The organism is Desulfosporosinus sp. BICA1-9, from assembly GCF_000802135.1.
Window position 1 is genome coordinate 13,913 of record NZ_JUEE01000261.1, and the last position, 20,175, is coordinate 34,087.

Below are 20,175 nucleotides of genomic sequence, written 5' to 3' on the forward strand. Positions count from 1 at the left end.
CTTTGTATTTTACACGAAAGTTTCCTCTTTAGAAAGGGCATATATATAGAGACATACCAAACTTGACTAAACTGAGCAAACTAACTTTGCCGGCAGGAAAAGGGGGGAAATTCATTGGAATCGTTACTTCTGAAGAATTGTCTTGTATTTCAAATTAATGGCGAAACAGAAAAAAAAGATATATTAATCCAGTCTGGGAAAATTTCTTGTATTTCAGATACCCTCTTTTCTGATTGTTGTGATGAAATTATGGATATGAAAGAACATTATGTCTTGCCAGGATTTATTGATTGCCACACTCATCTAGGAATAATCGAAGAAGGTACTGGGAAAATAGGCGTTGACAATAACGAAACATCAGATGCAGTAACACCCCATTTAAGAGGTATCGATGCAGTTAATCCTTTAGATATAGCCTTTCAAGATGCCGTCAAGTCAGGAATTACCAGCGTTATGACCGGCCCAGGCAGTAATAATGCGGTCGGTGGTTTATCTTTAGCCATCAAGACCGCCGGGAATATCCTTGATAAGATGATTTTAAAAAACCCGGTTGGCTTAAAAGTCGCCCTTGGTGAAAATCCAATCAGCACGTATGGAATAGATAGTAAATGTCCGGTTACAAGAATGGGTACTGCTTCCTTGATTAGGGAATTGTTCATGAAAACTGAGGATTATATGGGTTTAAAAGAACTAGGTAAGCTTAAGTACCGAGATATTCGTCTAGAGTCTGTAATCCCAGTTCTCAAAGGACTAATCCCCTTACGGGCACATGCTCATCGGGCTGACGATATTATTACAGCTATACGCATTGCGGAAGAGTTCAAAATTAGTAAACTTGTGATAGAACACGGTACTGAAGCGGATTTAGTGAAAGAGTATCTCAAGGAACGGGAGATTCCCGTCGCATTCGGTCCCATGTTAACCCCTAGGATAAAAATGGAACTAAAGAGTCGGAATTATAGGACTGCCATAAATTTAGTTGAAGCGGGCGTGAGAGTAGCACTTATTACAGATCATCCTTATAACTCTATTGATCAATTACGAACAATCGCTGCCTTGACCATCGCAGAGGGTCTAAATCAGGCAGACGCTCTCAGTTTGTTAACCTCTCATCCGGCAGAAATACTGGGCTGTAGTGATAAGGTTGGTGAAATTACTCCAGGTTACGATGCAGATGTAGTTGTATTCAGCGGAGAACCCTTTAATATAAATTCTAAAGTCCTTCATACTTTTATAAACGGTAAACTTGAATATTCAAGAAAACAATAAGGTTAGCAAAACAAGTCCGTAGTTTGCCCCGTCTCCATCATACTGTAAACGCAAGAATTACTAAGAGCCTTTCACGATTTTGTCAGCTCAAATACGTGAAAGACTCTTTCTTTTGTCATATATGCTTCAATAACCCTTTGAAGTGAATTACCTCCAAGCAAAGGTCCGTCTCACATGATATAATTATGTCACTCAACTAAAAACTCCACCAAGCATCTTTGTTAAAATGCAGGCAAGAACCGTCCCTTACTTGCACCTTACTTTCACTCTAGCTTGAGTTAACTTGCATCCACCGTTCTAACACCTCGGCCGACCCAAGCCAGAGGAAGTTTCTTAGCTTAGAGAGCACGATTAGTGGAATCGCGTCAATGAGCGCCGAGGATCTGGCGTTAAAAAACACAACGGTTCACATGCGACGGCACAGGACGTGCCTAGTGTCGAATGCGCCAAGGACGGCATAGCATTCGACCAGAAAGCCCAGAGGTTTTGTGTTTTAGCCATATCCTCAAGCGAATAGCGATGGAACGTTGTGTGAACGGGCTAAGAAACTTCCTCCACTTCCTCCACTTCCTCCCCTAGAAAGGAAAACTAAAAATGGATCTTTTCTCCGCCACATTTAATCAACATCAAGTAGCGCCCCTTGCGGAGCGTATGCGCCCACGCTCGCTTGAGGAATATATCGGTCAAAGTCATATCCTCGGCCCTGGGAAACTCCTAAGAAGGGCCATCGAAGCTGACCGAGTATCTTCACTCATCCTCTATGGTCCTCCTGGAACGGGCAAAACCTCTTTGGCGCAAGTTATTGCGGCCAAAACTGCCTCACACTTTATTCGTATCAACGCTGTCACTTCGGGCGTAAAAGACATTCGTGAAATTATTTCGCAGGCCACGAATGATTTGCATCTTTACGGAAAACGAACCTTGGTTTTTTGTGACGAAGTTCACCGGTTTAATAAAGGACAACAAGATGCCCTTCTTCCAGCAGTAGAAAACGGAACCATTACCTTTATTGGAGCTACAACAGAAAACCCCTTTTTCGAGCTTAATTCTGCCCTCCTAAGCCGTTCTACTCTATTCCGCTTAGAACTACTTCTCCCTCCAGAAATCCGCCTAGGCCTTGAACTAGCCTTGCAAGATACAGAACGTGGTCTGGGCAGATATCAGGTAAAAATAGCTCCTGAGGCCTGGGAGCATTGGATTAATTACGCTAATGGAGATTTGCGACGCGCTCTTAATGCCCTAGAATTAGCCGTTCTTACTACATCGCTAGAAAACGGAATTCGCCAGATAACCCTTGATATTGCCGAAGAATCAATTCAACAAAGGGCCATCCGTTTTGATAAATCTGGAGATAATCATTATGATATCATTTCCGCATTTATCAAAAGCATGCGCGGCTCAGACCCCGATGCTGCTCTTTACTGGTTAGCCGTTTTACTCGATGCTGGAGAAGACCCTCGTTTCATCATGCGCAGAATTATTGTCCATGCCTCGGAAGACGTGGGACTCGCTGATCCTATGGCTATGCTTCAGGCCCATGCTGCTGCCGCTGCGCTCGAATGGCTAGGGATGCCTGAAGCAAGAATACCTATAGCTCAAGCAGTACTTGCCATTAGCACCGCTCCAAAAAGCAATAGCGCCGTCCAGAGCATCGACCGTGCCCTAGCTTACGTAAGAAAACACCCCACCGGAGAAGTTCCCGCCCATCTTAAGGATAGTCACTACCCAGGTGCTGACAAATTGGGAAACGGGAAAGGGTATCTTTACCCACACGACTATCCGAACCACTGGATCGAACAGCCCTACCTCCCGCCAACAATCCAGGGACAAAGTTTTTATGTCCCGTCCGAAATGGGGAAAGAAGGTCTAAACCCCTGCAAAGCTAACGGGTTAAAAGATAACAAATAGGTTTAGGTTAGTTCACTATTCAACCCTTACCCTTGCACCTCCCTAAACTATAAAAGCGATGCCCTAATCAGTAGGGCATCGCTTTCGTTCTATCTGTAATTAGACCTGTGCATCGAGCATTTTGACAAGATCAGGTTTGCCACGGAAACCTACGATTTTGTCAACCATCTTGCCACCTTTGAAAATACCAAGCGTCGGAATACTCATGACTCCATATTGGCTGGCTATCGGACCGTTCTCATCGACGTTGAGCTTTCCAATAGCAATCCGTCCGACATACTCGTCAGCAAGTTCCTCGACAATAGGAGCAACCATGCGGCATGGACTACACCAGGGAGCCCAAAAATCCACTAAAACAGCTTGCTCAGACTTCAGAACGTCCGACTCAAAGTTTTCAGTAGTAAAGGTTTTAACATTTGCACCTGCCATAAAAATTCCTCCTAAATTCGACTACTTAATAAACTTAGTAAGCACCCCAATAAGCTCATCAATCGCAGCTTCCTGATCATTGTTTTCAACGGCATTACGCATACATCCGCGTGAATGGTGTTCAAACACAATTGTGCCAACCCTATTGATCGCAGCACGCACAGCAGCCACTTGAATCAACACATCGACACAGTATTTATCACTCTCGACCATGCGTTGAATCCCTTTGACTTGACCTTCGATTTTTTTCAGCCTTCGGACGAGGTCTTCTTTAGATTCAGAATATGTCGTTGAATTTTTCATTTCATGTCCTCCGATACCCTAAGGGGGTAGCTACAATAATATTATAGCTAAAAACCCCCTCCCCTGTCAACTCTTAACGCACACTGAGTTTATCGGAAAAATATGATATGTCCCCTGACTCATATAGGCGTTGAAGTTTTGTTTATTTTACTCCAGCGACCTCAATATTAGTCACAATATGCAAATCCTTTAATTGTCTTATTGTCACTGGCGAAGGAGCATGCACCATTATATCAGAAGCACTCTGCGTCTTGGGAAAAGCAATCACATCTCGGATGTTATCTTTACCTGTTAAAAGCATAATCAACCGATCGAGCCCAAAGGCAACTCCACCATGAGGAGGTGTTCCATACTCAAAGGCTTCTAAAAGATACCCAAACTTATCAACCGCTTCTTCCTCGGAAAAACCTAAGGCACTAAATAACTGTTCCTGAACCTTGCGGCGATGAATACGAATACTTCCGCCTCCCAGTTCTACACCATTAAGGACCATATCGTACGCTTTAGCCCGAACTTTGAGGGGTTCCGTCTCCAGAAGGGGTAAATCTTCATCCATAGGAGCAGTAAACGGGTGATGAATCGCAATATAGCGTTTTTGTTCCTCATCGTACTCCAGCAATGGAAACTCTGTCACCCATAAGAAATTGAGCGCATCCTCCGAAATCAGGCCCAATCGTTTGGCTAATTCTAAGCGCAGATGACCTAAGGCATCCGAGACAACCGGGTACGTGTCTGCGACAAAGAACACGATATCCCCTGTCTCAGCACCAACATGTTTGATAAGGGCATTCATTTCTTCTTCTGTAAAAAACTTGGCAATCGGAGATTTAATTCCTTCCTCAGCCATGACAATCCAGGCTAAGCCTTTGGCGCGATAGGTACTGACATACTTCGCTAAGTCATCAATCTCTCGACGGGGCATTCCAGAACAATCTTTGGCACAGATACATTTCACACTTCCGCCATTGGCTACAACATTGGCAAAAACCTTAAAACCAGTCTTAGCTACAAGGTCCCCAACATCAATGAGCTCCATCCCAAAACGCGTATCCGGTTTATCCGACCCATAACGGTCCATAGCTTCCTTATACGTTAAACGAGGAAAAGGCATCATTAACGACTTTCCAATCGTCTCTGAGAAAATTCGAGCCATCAATTGTTCCATCATCGGTAGAATGTCCTCCACCTCGACAAAGGACATTTCAATATCCAGCTGAGTGAATTCTGGTTGGCGATCCGCTCTAAGGTCCTCATCCCGAAAACAACGTACTATTTGAAAATACTTCTCCATACCACCCACCATCAGAAGTTGCTTATAGATCTGCGGCGACTGAGGTAAGGCGTAAAATTCTCCTGGATGGACACGGCTGGGAACAAGGTAATCCCTTGCTCCTTCTGGGGAGGATTTTATGAGCATCGGAGTTTCGATTTCATAGAAGCCTTGGTTATCAAAAAAATTGCGCATGATTTGCGTTACTTGATGCCGAGTTTTGAACACTGCCTGCATCTCAGGGCGACGCAGATCTAGATAACGGTGTTTGAGACGCACTGTTTCATCGACCTCAACTTGATCGACAATATAATAAGGAGGAGTCTTGGCTCCATTCAGGATTTCCAAGGATTCAGCAACGATCTCGATTTTCCCAGTAGCCAAGTTCGGATTAATCATCCCTTCAGGACGCGCAATCACTAGCCCTCGGATGGAGACTACAAACTCTGAACGAAGACTTTCGGCATCAGAAAATCCACTTCCCATTTTTTCTGGCCCAAAGACCACTTGCACAAGACCAGAACGATCCCGTAGGTCGACAAAAATTAATCCACCGTGGTCACGGCGACGTTGGACCCAGCCCAGCAACCGTACGACCTCACCTACTTTATCCAAGCCTAGCGCTTCATTGTTGATACGTTCTGAAAACATCGTCATGCTAAACACCCCTCTGATACTTCTTGTTGATTTCTTCGACAGCACTAGCTAAGGGAACCTCGTTTTGTTCCCCAAGTGTTAAATCCCGAACTAGGAGCACATTTTTCTCCAATTCTGCTTCTCCAAGCATAAGGGCATAGCGAACGTGTTGGCGATCAGCCGCTTTAAGTTGGGCTTTCAACCCTCGACTGAGCAAATCCATACCCACAGGGATCCCTTGATTTCTTAACTCACACAGGATAGAAAAAGCCTTGTTCTGGGCCTTTTCGCCCAAGGGGATCACCATAGCAAATAGTTTGGGCTTTTCTTGGGGAAGTTTGTTCTGTACTTGTAAGGCCGCTAAAACACGCTCGATCCCCATTGCAAATCCGATACCTGGGGTAGGGGATCCACCAATTTCCTCAACTAGCTTATCATACCGCCCACCGCCACAGATCGCGCTTTGTGCTCCAATTTCCTCAACCATCACTTCAAAGGCAGTTTTTGTATAATAGTCAAGCCCTCGAACTAAGCGTGGATTAACTCGGTACGCCACTCCCGCTGCACTTAATAAAGTAAGAACTCCCTCAAAGTGAGTGCTGCATTCCTCACATAAGGTATCCTTTGTGGTCGGGGCCCCTGTAGTAAGGGTTTGACAGGAGGTATTCTTGCAATCAAGAATGCGCAAAGGATTACGTTCAAACCGTTCCTGACAGTCGCTACAAAGTTCATTTTGGCGTGTATCCAAAAATTCCTGAAGCTGTTTGCGGTGCTCAGCTCGACAAGTTGGACAGCCAACTGAATTGACATGGACTTCTAGACCCACTAAGCCCAGACGTTTATATAAATTCCAGACTAAACTAATTACTTCTGCGTCAACCAGCGGCTGGTCTGCTCCCAACACCTCAACTCCGAATTGATGGAACTGGCGATAACGCCCGCTTTGTGGCCGCTCATAGCGAAACATGGGGCCCATGTAGTATAACTTGACCGGTTGGGGTTGACCGTGTAGCTTGTCCTCCACATAAGCGCGACAAACCGAAGCCGTCATCTCAGGACGAAGAGTCATGGAACGGTCTCCTTTATCTAAGAAAGTATACATTTCTTTCTTGACAATATCGGTCGTTTGACCTACTCCGCGCTGAAAAAGTTCAGTTGCTTCAAACATTGGTGTACGAATCTCTTCATAACCAAATTCACGACAAACGCTTCGGATCGTCTCTTCGAGATAATGCCATTGTTCAATTGTACCTGGCAAGAGATCCTGAGTCCCTTTAGGACGCTGTATCGCCATAATGATTCCTCCTCTTATAGTATAAAAAAAAGCCCTCGTTCCTTGCTTTGCTGCAAGGGACGAGAACTTCTCGTGGTGCCACCCTAATTGACGGAAGGTTTCCGCCCACTTTACAGTCCTTAACGAGACCACCCGATGCAAAACTATTCCCTTCAGGAGTGTCTAACCGAATATCTCCCAGGCTAGTTCCAGTCTTGCTAGCCCTCCCTGTCGAAAGAATAACCCGGATTTTTCCAAAGGTATTATGAATACTTTTACTTATTATTTAATGTTCATCCAACATATTATCAAATATTACGGCCATTTGTCAAATTATGAGTTGAACAATTTTTAGCTCTTGGACGATAACCTTACCCCAAAAAGGGATTATCGCGCTTTTCTTCTCCGATAGTGGTCGCCTCACCATGCCCAGGAAAAACAAGTGTCTCTTCAGGCAGGATTAGGAGTTTTTTCTTGACTCCAGCTAGGAGTTGATCTAACGATCCGCCGGGGAAATCCGTCCGACCAATCGACCCTGCAAAAAGAGTATCCCCGCTAAACAGCCCTTCAGAGCATAAAAAACATGCCCCCCCAGGAGAATGCCCAGGAGTGGAAATAACTTTGAGCCGTTCGTTGCCAATCACGAGTTCTTGCCCGTCCTCCAGCAGGATATCTGCTTTTTTCTGGACGAGATTCTGCCCCATATAACCTGAAAGGTTCTTCCTCCCATCGGTCAGCATGCCTGCATCGCCCTCATGAATCCCGACTTGGACATTTCCTCCTAATAAGTCTCTCAGTTCATCGACAGCACCAATGTGATCGATATGTCCGTGGGTCAGAAGAATATAGTCGACCTTTACACCCTTCTCTAAAATCCAGCGTTGAATCTTCTTAGCTTCAGCTCCTGGGTCAATGATTACGGCTTTCTTTGTTTCCATACAGGCATAGAGATAACAATTTGCACTTATAGGTCCTACAGCTCGCCCTTCAATCATTTACATTCCTCCTAGAATTTCTTTTCACTATCCAACAGTATCGTCACTGGTCCAGCGTTGATCAGTTCAACGTCCATTTCAGCTTGAAAGACCCCCGTTTCGACCTTAAGACCATAGCTGCGAATTGCTTCCACACTGCGCTCAAACATTTCCTTGGCCTGCTCCGGCGGTGCGGCTGAAGAAAAGCTTGGCCGTTTTCCCCTCCAACAATCTCCATAGAGAGTAAACTGAGAGACCACCAGAATTTCTCCACCTACATCCAATATCGAACGATTCATTTTCTGTTCTTCATCTTCGAAAATCCTCAGACCGACAAGTTTATCCACCATCCAGGTCAAATCGTCTGCTCCATCTCCCTGTCCAACAGCTAACAAAACTAGAAGACCACCAGATATCTGCCCCACGGTTTCACCATGCACGGTTACAGAGGCGCGTTTAACACGCTGAATCACACTGCGCATTTTATTTTCCTCCTGAATGGATCCGCTCTCCTGAATGGATCCGCTTAACCTCCGTAATATCCTTAACCTTACGGATTTTATGCATGACCATTTTGAGCTGATCAAGGTTTCGAATCTCAATCCGCAACTGAATATGAGCCAAGTTATCCTTACCCACCCGAGCGTTAATCCCCAGAATATGCGTGCGAGTATCTAAGACGGTATTCATGACCTCCGTAACCAGACGCGGCTTGTCCATCCCATAGATTTGAATATCGACAGGATAAGTAGAATCCACTTGTTCTGCCCAGACGACTTCCACAACCCGCTCACTCTCATCTTCAGAGTGGCTGAGGATATTGCTGCAATCCCCACGATGAATAGAAACTCCTCTGCCACGGGTAATGTAACCGATAATAGTATCCCCTGGCAGCGGGTTGCAACACTGGGCAAAACGAATTAACACATTATCAATACCCTTAACCCTTACACCGTGCGAAGCTTTACCGTAGGAAGTCTGAGTGGGTATTTTTCCTTCTCCTTGCTGCAGTGAAGCAAGCTGCAGCTTTTCGCGTTCCTCTTTGGAGAGATCCTCACGCAAACGCATCAAGACCTTATTGGTGGTAAGTACACCATCTCCAATAGCGGCATATACATCATCCAAAGCCAATAAATTTTGACTTTTGCCAATAGCTAGCAGACTTTCTGGCTTGAGAATATCCGAATCCACTCCAAGTTTACGGACCTCTCGTTCCAAGCTTTCTCGCCCTCGGACAATGTTATCCTCTCTTTGCTCTTTCTTAAACCATTGACGAATCCTATTCTTAGCCTGAGACGTTTTGACAAAAGCCAGCCAATCTCGACTGGGAGCGCCTCCTTGCTTCGAGGTAAGAATTTCTAGAATATCGCCGTTGGTAAGTTTAGTTTCTAGAGGAACAATCCGACCATTAATCTTCGCACCAATGCAACGATGCCCAACATCCGTATGAACCCGGTAAGCAAAATCAATCGGACAGGAATCCGCTGGTAGTTCAACCACATCTCCCTTAGGGGTAAATACAAACACCGTATCTGTAAATAAGTCAATCTTTAAGGATTCCATAAATTCTCCGGCATCCCGGGAATCATGTTGCCACTCGAGTAATTGACGCAACCAAGAAAGTTTTTGCTCAAAGTTTACGCTTGCTGTCTTGTTACCAGCCTCTTTGCCGCCCTCTTTACTACCTTCCTTGTACTTCCAATGCGCAGCGATCCCATATTCTGACGTGCGATGCATTTCGCAAGTCCGAATTTGAATCTCAAAAGGTTCTCCATGAACTCCGATTAGCGTAGTATGTAACGATTGGTACATATTAGGCTTTGGCATAGCAATATAATCTTTAAATCGACCTGGTAGAGGCTTCCACAAGGTGTGGACGATTCCGAGTGCGCCATAACAATCATTGACTGATTCCACAACCACTCGAATCGCCATTAGATCGTAAATCTCACTCAGTTCTTTATGCTGGGTGGTCATTTTACGATAGATACTGTAAAAATGCTTGGGACGACCAGCAATGTCCGCATAAATATCGACTTCTCTTAAACGTTCTCGCATGAGTACAATAACTTCGTTGATATAGGCTTCGCGTTCACGTCGTTTGAGGGCAATCCCTTCCACGAGATCATAGTATTCTTGAGGTTTTAAATATCGAAACGAAAGATCTTCCAACTCCCATTTAATCCGAAAAATCCCCAGACGGTTAGCCAGAGGTGCAAAGATTTCAAGTGTTTCTTGAGCAATTTCCTTTTGTTTTTCAATTGAATGATATTTCAAAGTACGCATGTTATGGAGTCGATCGGCAAGTTTAATGAGAATTACACGGATATCCTTGGCCATAGCCAAGAACATCTTGCGTAAATTTTCTACCTGTTGCTCCACTTTACTCTTATACTCAATCCGCCCAAGCTTGGTTACCCCATCGACTAATAACGCAATTTCCGAACCAAATTCCTTCTCAATATCTGCAATGGTGAACGAAGTATCTTCCACAACATCATGCAGTAGGGCAGCCGCAATGGTCGCCTCATCCATTTCCAGTTCAACCAAAATCTCCGCCACTTCAAGAGGATGGAGAATATAGTCTTCCCCGGAGTTTCGAAGTTGGTTCCGATGTGCCACTTCAGCAAATTCATAAGCCTTATCTACAATTGCCAGACGCGCCTGGGGGGATTTCTTTTGCAGTTTTACCCTTAACTCCGCGAAGGACATTGGCGAACTTCCTCTCATCCGATATCGATTAAGCTGATTTTATATTGCGGCTTTTTATATTAATACTCAACCAATGAAAAAACGGGATATTCTACAAGCTTTTCCCTACCCTTTAAAAACGTTAATTCAATCAAAAATCCCATGCCCAGCACGTCCGCTCCAATTTTCTGCATTAAATTTGCGGTTGCCAGCATTGTTCCTCCGGTTGCTAGCAGATCATCAACGATCACGACCCGTTCTCCCGGACGAATGGCATCGGCATGGACTTCTAAGGTATCAAAACCATATTCTAAGGCATAAGTTTCAGCGATTGTATTAGCTGGTAACTTGCCCGGTTTGCGGACAGGAACAAAGCCAATTCCCAAGGCATAGGCGACCGGAGCTCCGAATAAAAAGCCCCGTGCCTCTGGCCCGACGATCACGTCAGGTTGCCATGGTTTAATTTTTTCGACGAGGGCGTCTATTGCTGAGCGGTAAATCTCACCATTTTTAAGCAAGGTAGTAACATCCTTATAGGATATCCCTTCCTTAGGAAAATCAGTAATTATGCGAATATGATCTCTAAAATCCATTGTAATTAGGCCGCCTTTCAATTATAAACTATTCCAACACTATTTAATAATTCAAGCTGAAATTTTAGAGCTTTTTCTAAGCGTTCTTTGGCAAACCGAAAACGTAAAGAGGTCTCAAGATCTAGCTTGCTCTGCGCCGGAATCCACTCTATGGCAAGCTTATCAGTTCCCCCTAGAATACGGAGTAGCCCCAATTCTTCAAAAATCTTCAGGGCAAGCTTCCCATTTTGTGAGACTTTGGCGTCAAGCTCCCAATGAAAGGGGTTCCCTGTTTTCGATTTAGCAAGGAGCTCCCGATACAGATTGATAAGTTCTTCACGCGCTATGAACCTACACCGCTGACGAACCTTTTCCTCATTAGGACTTTGAAATCCTGCAAGGGCAATCCGAAAAACCCCTAAATTTTGTAGTTTCTCGACCGCTTCCCGAAAATCCTCTTCCGTTAGCGGTAAGCCAAGAATCACGCCAAAACCCCCAACCTGAATTCCAGTCTCTTCTTGATCCAACTGTGAAACGAGTTCACTCTTCCCTCGTCGCAGGGCAAGCTCGTTCTGATCCGTGTCCCATATCCAGACTGGCTCCTCATCTCGTAAAGGCCAATCTTCCTGGCTTAAGTTGCGCCAGTCCAACCATTCCACCGTGGGCTCATCATTCGTTGCAGCAATTTCCTGAACTGAAGACCATTGAGCTTCAGCTTGGATATCCTTGATCATTAATTGAACGTTTTCCCGCCCTCGAAAGGTATTCCAATCTAAGCTGAACGCTGCATCTAGGCTTATCTTGTCCTTTAGTTCATTCATGCGATCTCCCAGTCGAAAGGCAATTCCTTCCTGTTCTCCTTGAGCTCCGAAACGAAATTTTATATGACTCCGTTCTTTGCCAACCGCACTGACAGAATGCACGGGAATTGCTTGAGAAGCTAGAGTCGGTCCAGGATTTCCATAGCCAAACGGGGCCATTTGTTCAAGTTGACGGAGCAAATCCGCCGAAACCGCCTCGAGAGAAACTTGCCGGTCAATTTTTAGGACTTCTTGAAAAAGAGTTTCCTCAAAAACCAAGGCCTGATCATTTAATCCTGCTCTAAAATGTCCGATATCTGCTGTGAGAAGAGAAAAGCCAGCCGCCTGTCTATGCCCGCCAAACTTTATTAACAGTTGCGCTTGGGTACTCAGTTGTTCCAAGACAGGATAACCCGCTATCCCACGAGCCGAGCCCTTAGCTTCGTCCCCTTCTTCCGCTATCATAAATACTGGACGATAATAGCGTTCCACCAAGCGGGATGCCACGATCCCAATCACACCGTGGTGCCAATGATCTGCAGATAGAACAATTACCCTGGGGATAGGTTCACATTCCAGCATAGCAATCGCTTCAGCCAGAATCGCTTTCTCGATGTCCTGACGTGCTTGGTTTTCTAAAGTTAATTGATGAGCAAGCTCATTCGCTCGTTCCTGATCCCCCGTCAAGAGCAGTTCTAGTCCTGCTCGTGCGCTGTCCATCCGTCCAGCTGCATTAATCCGAGGTGCTACCATAAATCCAATCTGACCTGCTTTTAGAGGAGGGCCGTTCCTCAGCCCACACTCTTCGAGCAGAGCTAATAGTCCCAGGTGCTGAGTTTCTGCCATTTGGCGAAGGCCAAACTGGACAAAGATCCGGTTTTCTCCGACCAAAGGAACTAGGTCTGCAATCGTCCCTAAGGCCACTAAATCTAAGAGTTGGCCTTCAGTTTCTATACCCACTTCCTGATTTCCGAAGGAATGGAGTAACGCTTGGGCTAACTTGAAAGCCACCCCTACCCCGGCTAAATCTCGAAATGGATAACCTGAATTCTCAACTTTGGGATTTAAGATCGCAAAGGCTTCCGGTAAAGTCTCGGGAGGTTCATGGTGATCCGTAATAATGACATCAATCTTCAAGGTTTGGGCAAGTCTCACTTCCGAAACAGCTGTGATTCCGCAATCGACCGTTATTAGAAGACCTACACCGGCCTTTGCGGCCCGTTCAATAGCTTCAGAATGTAATCCATAGCCCTCGTCTTGGCGATGGGGAATATAGGCTACTGCATGAAAACCCAAATCACTAAGGACTTTGTATAAAATAGTAGTACTTGTCACCCCATCTACGTCATAGTCTCCATAAATGAGTATCTTTTCTTTCTGTGCAAAAGCTAAGGACAAGCGCTGGACAGTTTTTTTCATATCCTTAAAACAAAAGGGTGAAAGCAGATTCAAGAGTGTTGGGCGCAAAAATTCGATCGCTTCCTCTGGTTCTCGAAAACCCCTTTGGGCCAAAATATCGGTGACTACTGGAGAAATACCCAAGGCACCGCATAAGATTTCTGACATTCGTCCGGAAGATTGTTGCATGGACCATATTCGTTTCATTTATACTCCCCCAACTCGAGGCGCGAGGTTCGAGGCTCGATGTTCGAACTTCGGACCTCGACTTATTAATCTTCAACCTCTGACTTCTACCCTTTAATTAACCCCTGGTTTCTGACCTCTGGCTTCTGACTTCCGGTCTCTGGGTCAAGTCGACAACGTTGACAGACGGACGCAAGCCCGTCTTCAACAGGGCATTCCACATCCCTGGTACTGCAAGGTTCTGCGTGAATCAGGACAAACGCTAAATGTAATCTCACATTGATTTCTAGCTCAATCCTGTCACAAAGTTCATGCACATCAACGACTGGAGTGTACTTCGGAACGACCAAATGTAAATCGATATGTCTTTCCGCTCCGGCCTTCCTAGTGCGCAGCTTATGAAACTCCACAAATTCATCCGCATGTAGCAAGAGAACTTCGGCAATTATTTCACGTTCTTCATCTGGTAAACTAACGTCCACCAGGGGTGCAAAGGCTTTCTTCGTCAAATCGATGGATGCCTTAATAATCATTAACGCAACACCAAGCGCTATGATCGGGTCAAGAATGGTCCAGCCTGTAATTTTTATTAGTAATAGCCCTATAAAAACCCCCACTGAGGTAAACACATCGGTCCGCAAATGCAAGGCATCAGCTTCGAGGGCTACTGAATCAGTACGTTTGGCTACTTTCATAAGTCGTGTTGATACGATCAAATTAGTGATTGCCGAAACACCCATGACGAGCAGACCTAGGCTCAAGCCCAAATCTGAGACATGCCCACCTTGACCATAAATGATCTCCATAATCTTCTTAAACGCTTCAAAGATGATCATAAGGGCAGCAACAAATATCAAAGCAGCCTCAATCGTACCAGAAACATTTTCGATTTTCCCGTGTCCATAGGCATGACAGGAATCTGCTGGTTTTCCCGACTGCCTCACCGCAAAAAGGGCAATAAAAGCCGCCACTAGATCAATACCAGAATGAATTCCCTCTGACAGGATACTCATCGAACCGCTTGCTAACCCAATTACGACTTTACTAAATGTTAAGAAAGTATTAGAAACGACAGATAATAATGCCACCTGCGTCTTCTCATTCACGACCTACTCTCCTCACCTTCAAAACTCTGCCTAGGTATTAAAATCATGACAGCACATAAAAATAGGACCCCTTATATCAAGGAAGTCCCGCGGATTCCTCCGCTGCCTCAACACATTGAAGCCCAGCTATTGCCTGACAAAGATAGTTTATGTATAAGATATCAAAATTTATACCTTAAAGCAAGGTTTATTGTGGATCAGATTGTTAAGAAGTTACCATAGAAAATTAATGCCAGCCCTATAAGCAAGCGCATAATTGTGGGAGAATATATTTTTATGACCTGCCTCTTTCTATTTTTCGGAATAATTCCTGTACCAACCACCATGAACCATGCAATTAAAGCCGCAATCGGGGTGAGAAAAGCACCAAAGAGAACTAAGCTGATCAAACCTCCGACCAACCCGCTTACTTGGTTATTATGATTGCATATTTTCCCAATAATAAGTTGGAGTATTATGCCTATCGTTCCACCTATTAGAAATGGTATTTCCCATTGCCAAAATTGTACCGCATCATGAACAAGATAATTAAGCCCACTTAGAACAAGCATCGCTAAAGAAGTCCCCCAAATTCCTCCAAAAAAAATCAATCCTGCAGAAATAAGGAGCACCCCCTCTAATACTACCAATTGAAGAAATTCCAATGACCTCCCCCCCCTCTTTGCTCGTTGTAGTATATCCCAATAAAATCCAATCTAATCAATCTATGCCACTATCGCCGTAATTGTATTACGATTAAATTTGGAACCTTTTTCCTTTATTTTCATATTCTGTATTACGGATAACTTCTATAAGGCGAATTAGAACAAAAAGGAGGTTTTCTCTATGTGGTGGGGTCGCTGGGGCTTTGGTTTCCCTTGGTGGGGCGGTTTTGGATTTGGTCCATGGTGGGGCTTTCGTCGTTGGTGGTGGTAAGCGTTGCCTAACTAAAGGACTAATTTCTTTATGTTGATTTTTAAATCTTATGAATCTCTAAATTCTAAGCATAGATTCTAAATCAAAAGGATCGCACATGTTCTACATGTCAGCGGTCCTTTGTATTTCAATAAGTATCATTATTCCTAATTTAAAGAGGACCCCTAAATAAGGGGTCCTCAGCAAATTCGCTTTGAGATGGTTTAAAAGATAACACCCAAGGCAATAAGAATCAAAATCGCAATTGCAATAATCCCAGCTCCTACACATCCACCAACGCCAGCTCCATACCCGTACATAAACTCACCTCCAAGTATCACAACTTTCATTAGTTTCTTAGAATACGATTCCCATTGCAATCAGCAAAAGAATAATTACGACAACAGCAGCGATTCCAGCGCCAATTCCGGTTCCACCTGCAAACATAGTTTCGACCCCCTTCGTATAAATAATCTTTTAGTTTAGAAAATTACGCCTAAAGCGATTAATATTAGAATTGCGATAGCAATGATCCCAACACCAACACCACATCCAACTCCAACAGGTGCAACTACAGGTGTGCATGGAGGTGGGCAACAACCAACTCCATATCCTGTGCGACCTGCTGCATATCCTGCATAACCTGCTCCAAATCCGTACATGGTATACCCTCCTTTATTTTTTTAGTTATTAGAATTAATTGAATTTAGAATACAATACCCATAGCAATCAATAAGAGAATTATAACTACGACAGCTGCAATACCAGGTAAATAGTTTGGCGGACATACACATCCTACAGCTTCAACACCATCAACAACGCCTGCCCCATATGCCATATCGAACAACTCCTTTTCCATCTCTTGAATTATCGTGCTCTCACAGTACAATATGAAAATAAATACTCAATTGTTAATAATTTCCTTAAATATATTTTCTTTTCCTTTTTATGAAACCATGAGATATCCCTTCAACAAGGAGTGACATCTTTGAACGAGTGGCGATCGCATAACAAATCCCGCACTTCGAGTATTCGGAGTGCGGGATTTGTATAACTATTAATAGTCTGAGTTCTGTAGACGCCGAGCAAATTCGTTCTGCCCCATATTAGCATAGCAATAAACACGTTTAACCTGAAATTCATCGACTGTGAAGCTTGCCCAGCCTCGTTGTGTAGTAAAAGCCATCAGATACCCAGTATCCTGCACCGCTTTTAAAACAACAGAATTAAAGTCTCCATATGGATAAGCAAGGAAATTCACCGTCTTTCCTAACCCTTTTTCTAATAGATCCTTAGAGCTTTTGAGTTCCTGCAACAAAGATGCACCGTCAACTTTTGTTAAATAGGGATGAGTAGTCGTATGACCTTCGATCTCCCAGCCATTAGCGGCAAGCTCTTTGAGCTGCGGCCATGACAAAAAACCTTCTCCATCAATATAACTAGAGACCATGAAGACCGTAGCCGTGAACCCATACTTTTTCATGATAGGGAAAGCAGTCGTATAATTATCGACATAGCCATCATCAAACGTGATTACAAAGGGTTTGGGAGGTAAACTACCACCCTTATTATAGGCTTGGTACAACTGACCTAAGGTTATACTTTGATACCCATTGTCACGCAAATAAGCCATTTGAGCTTCAAACTGGTCGGGAGGCATTCTTACTTCGTTTCCGACCTCCAGCATAACTGAATGGTAGTAAAGGACAGGTACCGCTTGAGCTTCTTGTACGCTTGGTGCTCTCGATATTTTAGATGGCGAATCAGGCAATACATCGCTGGGATTTGTGACTTCCAATGGGGCTTGATAAGTAGGAGTGGACGCTATCCGATTCGACGGATCTTGTGACGGCATCATCGTTACCCCACCACAACCACTGATTCCAAGTACAATCATACTGTAGATGAGCACTCTGATAATTTTCTTCAGCATCATAAACTCCTTTGATGATATGTCGAACATTTCAAGTGATAATTAGAATACGCCCGTAGTTTAGTAGTGTAGTTCAGTATTTTCTATCTCATTTTAGCATATAATTCGGCGTTCATCAGTCATTTTTAGTCATCAATATATTTCATGTACCCGATTATTCTATTGTAACCGAATACTCCCCTGTACCGAAGCTTATTATCCTGATAAAAAAAGAGACCTCAAGAATAAATCTCGAGATCCCATTAATAACCTATCGTTCAGTTGAACTTAAGCGCGGACTACTTTACCACCCTTACGTGGCTTCTTCATACGCTTCTTGATTTCCAAGAGGATTTGGCTGGCGATAAAGATCGAGGAGTAGGCTCCTGTAAATACCCCGATCAACATAGCTAAGGAGAACAACTTTGTGGATACGCCGCCCAAGATAAATATCGAGAGCAAGGCGATCAGTACCGTAAGAGACGTGTTGATGGAACGGCGCATAGTCTGCCAAATAGATTTATCCACCATATCTTCGAAAGTGTCTCCCTTTTTCATCTTCGCTTCATTCTCACGAATCCGGTCAAAGATAATCACGGTATCATTAATCGAGTATCCGAAAACGGTTAAGATCGCCGCTACAAAGGAGGAATCAATTTCTAATTGGAACAACGAAAAAATTCCTACCACCACTAAAACATCGTGTAATAAGGCGATAATCCCAGAGATTGCGAAAACGAACTGGAACCTAATTGTAATATAGGCGATCATTAAACCCATGGCAATGAGTAATGCCCATAAAGCATTTCTGGTCAGCTCTTGCCCCATCGCCGGGCCCACTTTATCATCTTTAAGAGAAGTTTTGTCATATTCTCCCACGTTAGTTTGCAAGGCGACTAGTAATTCATTGCGTTTTTCTTCTTCGAGAGCTTCTGTTCGTATTAACGCCGAAGTATCCCCATTAGACAATTGCACAGGTCCTTCAAGTCCCACTGATTTCATCGTATCAGTAATTGCTGCCTGGGTCACTGGTTTGTTGAAGGTCATATCAAGCATTGATCCGCCCTTGTAGTCAATTCCTAAATTAAGCCCCTGCATGAAAAGGGAAATAATTCCTGGAATAAGGACAACTAACGAGAGGGCAAACCACCATAACCGTCTCTGCACAATATTAAAGTAAAGTGGGTGGACCTGCTTCACTTCATCGTATGTCGCTGGATGTCCAGTTTTCATTATCCATCCCTCCTAACGCCAAACCATGTTGTGTTCATTTTTGGGCTAGTACCCACAATCCATCGTAGTACTGTTCGAGTAAAGGTAATACCAGTAAACAGCGTGACAACAATCCCAACACCTAAGGTTAAAGCAAACCCTTTGATGGCACCAGTTCCAAAGTAGTAAAGAGTTAGCGCAGCTATCAGTGTTGTTACATGAGCATCAATAACTGTGATAAATGCGCGGCTAAAACCAGATTCCACGCCTGCTCTTAGGGATTTACCAGCCCGAATTTCTTCTTTTATCCGTTCATAAATTATGATATTGAAATCTACAGCCATCCCCACTGAGAGAATAAACCCGGCGATGCCTGGAAGGGTCAATACAACTCGAAAACCCCAAAAAACCCAAAGCACAATAAGGGCGTATACGAACAATGAGAAATTGGCGACAGCCCCTGGTATTCGATAGAAAACTAACATAAAGAGGAAGATAAAGATTAAACCGTAAAGTCCTGCTTGAATACTTTTGTTTAAGGAGTCTACTCCTAAAGATGCTCCTACCTGACGTTTTTCGGCAATCGACATGCTTACAGGCAGTGAACCAGAACGCATGAGCACAGCGTCGTTTGCTGCAGACTCTAAAGTATCATACCCAGTGATCTCAGCTTGACCATTTAGAATTGGTGTATTAACCGTTGGATTTGTTAAAAGATCATCATCCAAATACACACCAAGTCTTTGGCCGATTAACTGGGTGGTTAGATCCCCAAACTTTTTAGCCCCTTCAGATGAGAAGGATAAATTGACAACATATCCACTGACTTGACCTTGCCCCCCCTTAGCATCCTTGAGGTCATCCCCTTCTAAGACGACATTTCCTTGAGGATCCCTAAAGGTTAACTTAGCCGTCGTTTTCAAGATATCAACTGCTTTGTCTGGGTCGGTAACCCCGGCCAAATCTACTACAATTCGCATTTTATCATAATCCGTTTGGACTATGGGCTCGGATACCCCGAGATCGTTAACCCGTTTCTCGATAATCGCTTTCGCTTTGTCTATATCATCTTTAGTAATTGGAGTACCGTCTTTATTTGGCTCGGCTTGTAGCACCAAGTGCACTCCACCGCGCAGGTCAAGTCCCAACAGGACGCCCTTTACGGGATCCACTAGGGGTTTAATCGATAGTGCAACAGCTGCTGCCACTAATAGCACCAATACTACCAGCTTGATGATGTTTCCCCGTCTCATCTACTTTCCTCCCTTTTAATATGATGGGACTTGCCCATACCATCCACCATTATAAAACTTACTGGATTGCTCTGTCAATCATAGGAAAA

18 protein-coding genes are annotated in these 20,175 nt (G+C 44.1%); 2 read left to right on the forward strand and 16 right to left on the reverse strand.

Annotated elements, in window-relative coordinates:
- Nucleotides 1–114 precede the first annotated feature (114 nt).
- Nucleotides 115–1,269, forward strand: a complete 1,155-nt coding sequence (locus tag JL57_RS32430) for an amidohydrolase (protein WP_034145994.1) — start codon at nt 115–117, stop codon at nt 1,267–1,269.
- A gap of 594 nt (nt 1,270–1,863) precedes the next feature.
- Nucleotides 1,864–3,177, forward strand: coding sequence for a replication-associated recombination protein A (locus tag JL57_RS32435; RefSeq protein ID WP_034145995.1), 1,314 nt, complete (start codon nt 1,864–1,866; stop codon nt 3,175–3,177).
- Between the two features lie 99 nt (nt 3,178–3,276).
- Here JL57_RS32435 and trxA read toward each other — a convergent pair whose 3' ends face one another.
- The 16 genes from trxA to secD all read right to left on the reverse strand — a co-directional run bounded on the left by trxA (nt 3,277) and on the right by secD (nt 20,086).
- On the reverse strand, nt 3,277–3,606 hold the full coding sequence (gene trxA / locus JL57_RS32440; protein WP_034145996.1) for a thioredoxin: 330 nt from the start codon (nt 3,604–3,606) through the stop codon (nt 3,277–3,279).
- Between the two features lie 21 nt (nt 3,607–3,627).
- The gene (locus JL57_RS32445; RefSeq protein WP_034145997.1) at nt 3,628–3,909 is read right to left on the reverse strand and encodes a metal-sensitive transcriptional regulator; all 282 of its coding nucleotides are present in this window, start codon (nt 3,907–3,909) and stop codon (nt 3,628–3,630) included.
- Nucleotides 3,910–4,051: 142 nt separating this feature from the next.
- On the reverse strand, nt 4,052–5,836 hold the full coding sequence (gene aspS / locus JL57_RS32450; protein ID WP_034145998.1) for an aspartate--tRNA ligase: 1,785 nt from the start codon (nt 5,834–5,836) through the stop codon (nt 4,052–4,054).
- Between the two features lies 1 nt (nt 5,837).
- Nucleotides 5,838–7,109 (reverse strand): histidine--tRNA ligase, encoded by a 1,272-nt coding sequence (gene hisS, locus JL57_RS32455; RefSeq protein WP_034145999.1) that lies wholly within the window; start codon nt 7,107–7,109, stop codon nt 5,838–5,840.
- Between the two features lie 350 nt (nt 7,110–7,459).
- On the reverse strand, nt 7,460–8,083 hold the full coding sequence (locus JL57_RS32460; protein ID WP_034146000.1) for an MBL fold metallo-hydrolase: 624 nt from the start codon (nt 8,081–8,083) through the stop codon (nt 7,460–7,462).
- Between the two features lie 11 nt (nt 8,084–8,094).
- Nucleotides 8,095–8,544 carry a D-aminoacyl-tRNA deacylase gene (gene dtd / locus JL57_RS32465; protein ID WP_034146001.1) on the reverse strand — a complete coding sequence of 150 codons (450 nt, stop codon included), beginning with the start codon at nt 8,542–8,544 and terminating at the stop codon, nt 8,095–8,097.
- Nucleotide 8,545: 1 nt separating this feature from the next.
- Entirely contained in the window at nt 8,546–10,774 is a 2,229-nt protein-coding gene (locus tag JL57_RS32470) for a bifunctional (p)ppGpp synthetase/guanosine-3',5'-bis(diphosphate) 3'-pyrophosphohydrolase (RefSeq protein ID WP_034146002.1), read from the reverse strand.
- Between the two features lie 59 nt (nt 10,775–10,833).
- Nucleotides 10,834–11,346 (reverse strand): adenine phosphoribosyltransferase, encoded by a 513-nt coding sequence (locus tag JL57_RS32475; protein ID WP_034146003.1) that lies wholly within the window; start codon nt 11,344–11,346, stop codon nt 10,834–10,836.
- A 17-nt stretch (nt 11,347–11,363) separates the two neighbouring features.
- The gene (recJ, locus tag JL57_RS32480) at nt 11,364–13,730 is read right to left on the reverse strand and encodes a single-stranded-DNA-specific exonuclease RecJ (protein WP_034146004.1); all 2,367 of its coding nucleotides are present in this window, start codon (nt 13,728–13,730) and stop codon (nt 11,364–11,366) included.
- A gap of 86 nt (nt 13,731–13,816) precedes the next feature.
- Nucleotides 13,817–14,815 carry a cation diffusion facilitator family transporter gene (locus JL57_RS32485; protein ID WP_034146005.1) on the reverse strand — a complete coding sequence of 333 codons (999 nt, stop codon included), beginning with the start codon at nt 14,813–14,815 and terminating at the stop codon, nt 13,817–13,819.
- A 197-nt stretch (nt 14,816–15,012) separates the two neighbouring features.
- Nucleotides 15,013–15,459, reverse strand: a complete 447-nt coding sequence (locus JL57_RS32490; RefSeq protein WP_034146006.1) for a hypothetical protein — start codon at nt 15,457–15,459, stop codon at nt 15,013–15,015.
- A 732-nt stretch (nt 15,460–16,191) separates the two neighbouring features.
- A complete protein-coding gene (locus JL57_RS32495; protein ID WP_034146007.1) occupies nt 16,192–16,371 on the reverse strand; it encodes a hypothetical protein in 180 nt (59 codons plus the stop codon).
- A gap of 44 nt (nt 16,372–16,415) precedes the next feature.
- Nucleotides 16,416–16,547 (reverse strand): hypothetical protein, encoded by a 132-nt coding sequence (locus JL57_RS32500; RefSeq protein ID WP_034146008.1) that lies wholly within the window; start codon nt 16,545–16,547, stop codon nt 16,416–16,418.
- Nucleotides 16,548–16,766: 219 nt separating this feature from the next.
- Nucleotides 16,767–17,645, reverse strand: a complete 879-nt coding sequence (locus tag JL57_RS32505) for a polysaccharide deacetylase family protein (protein ID WP_291300859.1) — start codon at nt 17,643–17,645, stop codon at nt 16,767–16,769.
- A 264-nt stretch (nt 17,646–17,909) separates the two neighbouring features.
- The gene (gene secF, locus JL57_RS32510; RefSeq protein ID WP_034146010.1) at nt 17,910–18,854 is read right to left on the reverse strand and encodes a protein translocase subunit SecF; all 945 of its coding nucleotides are present in this window, start codon (nt 18,852–18,854) and stop codon (nt 17,910–17,912) included.
- Nucleotides 18,854–20,086 (reverse strand): protein translocase subunit SecD, encoded by a 1,233-nt coding sequence (gene secD / locus JL57_RS32515; RefSeq protein WP_034146011.1) that lies wholly within the window; start codon nt 20,084–20,086, stop codon nt 18,854–18,856. Before secD ends, secF begins: the two co-directional genes overlap by 1 nt.
- Nucleotides 20,087–20,175 lie beyond the last annotated feature (89 nt).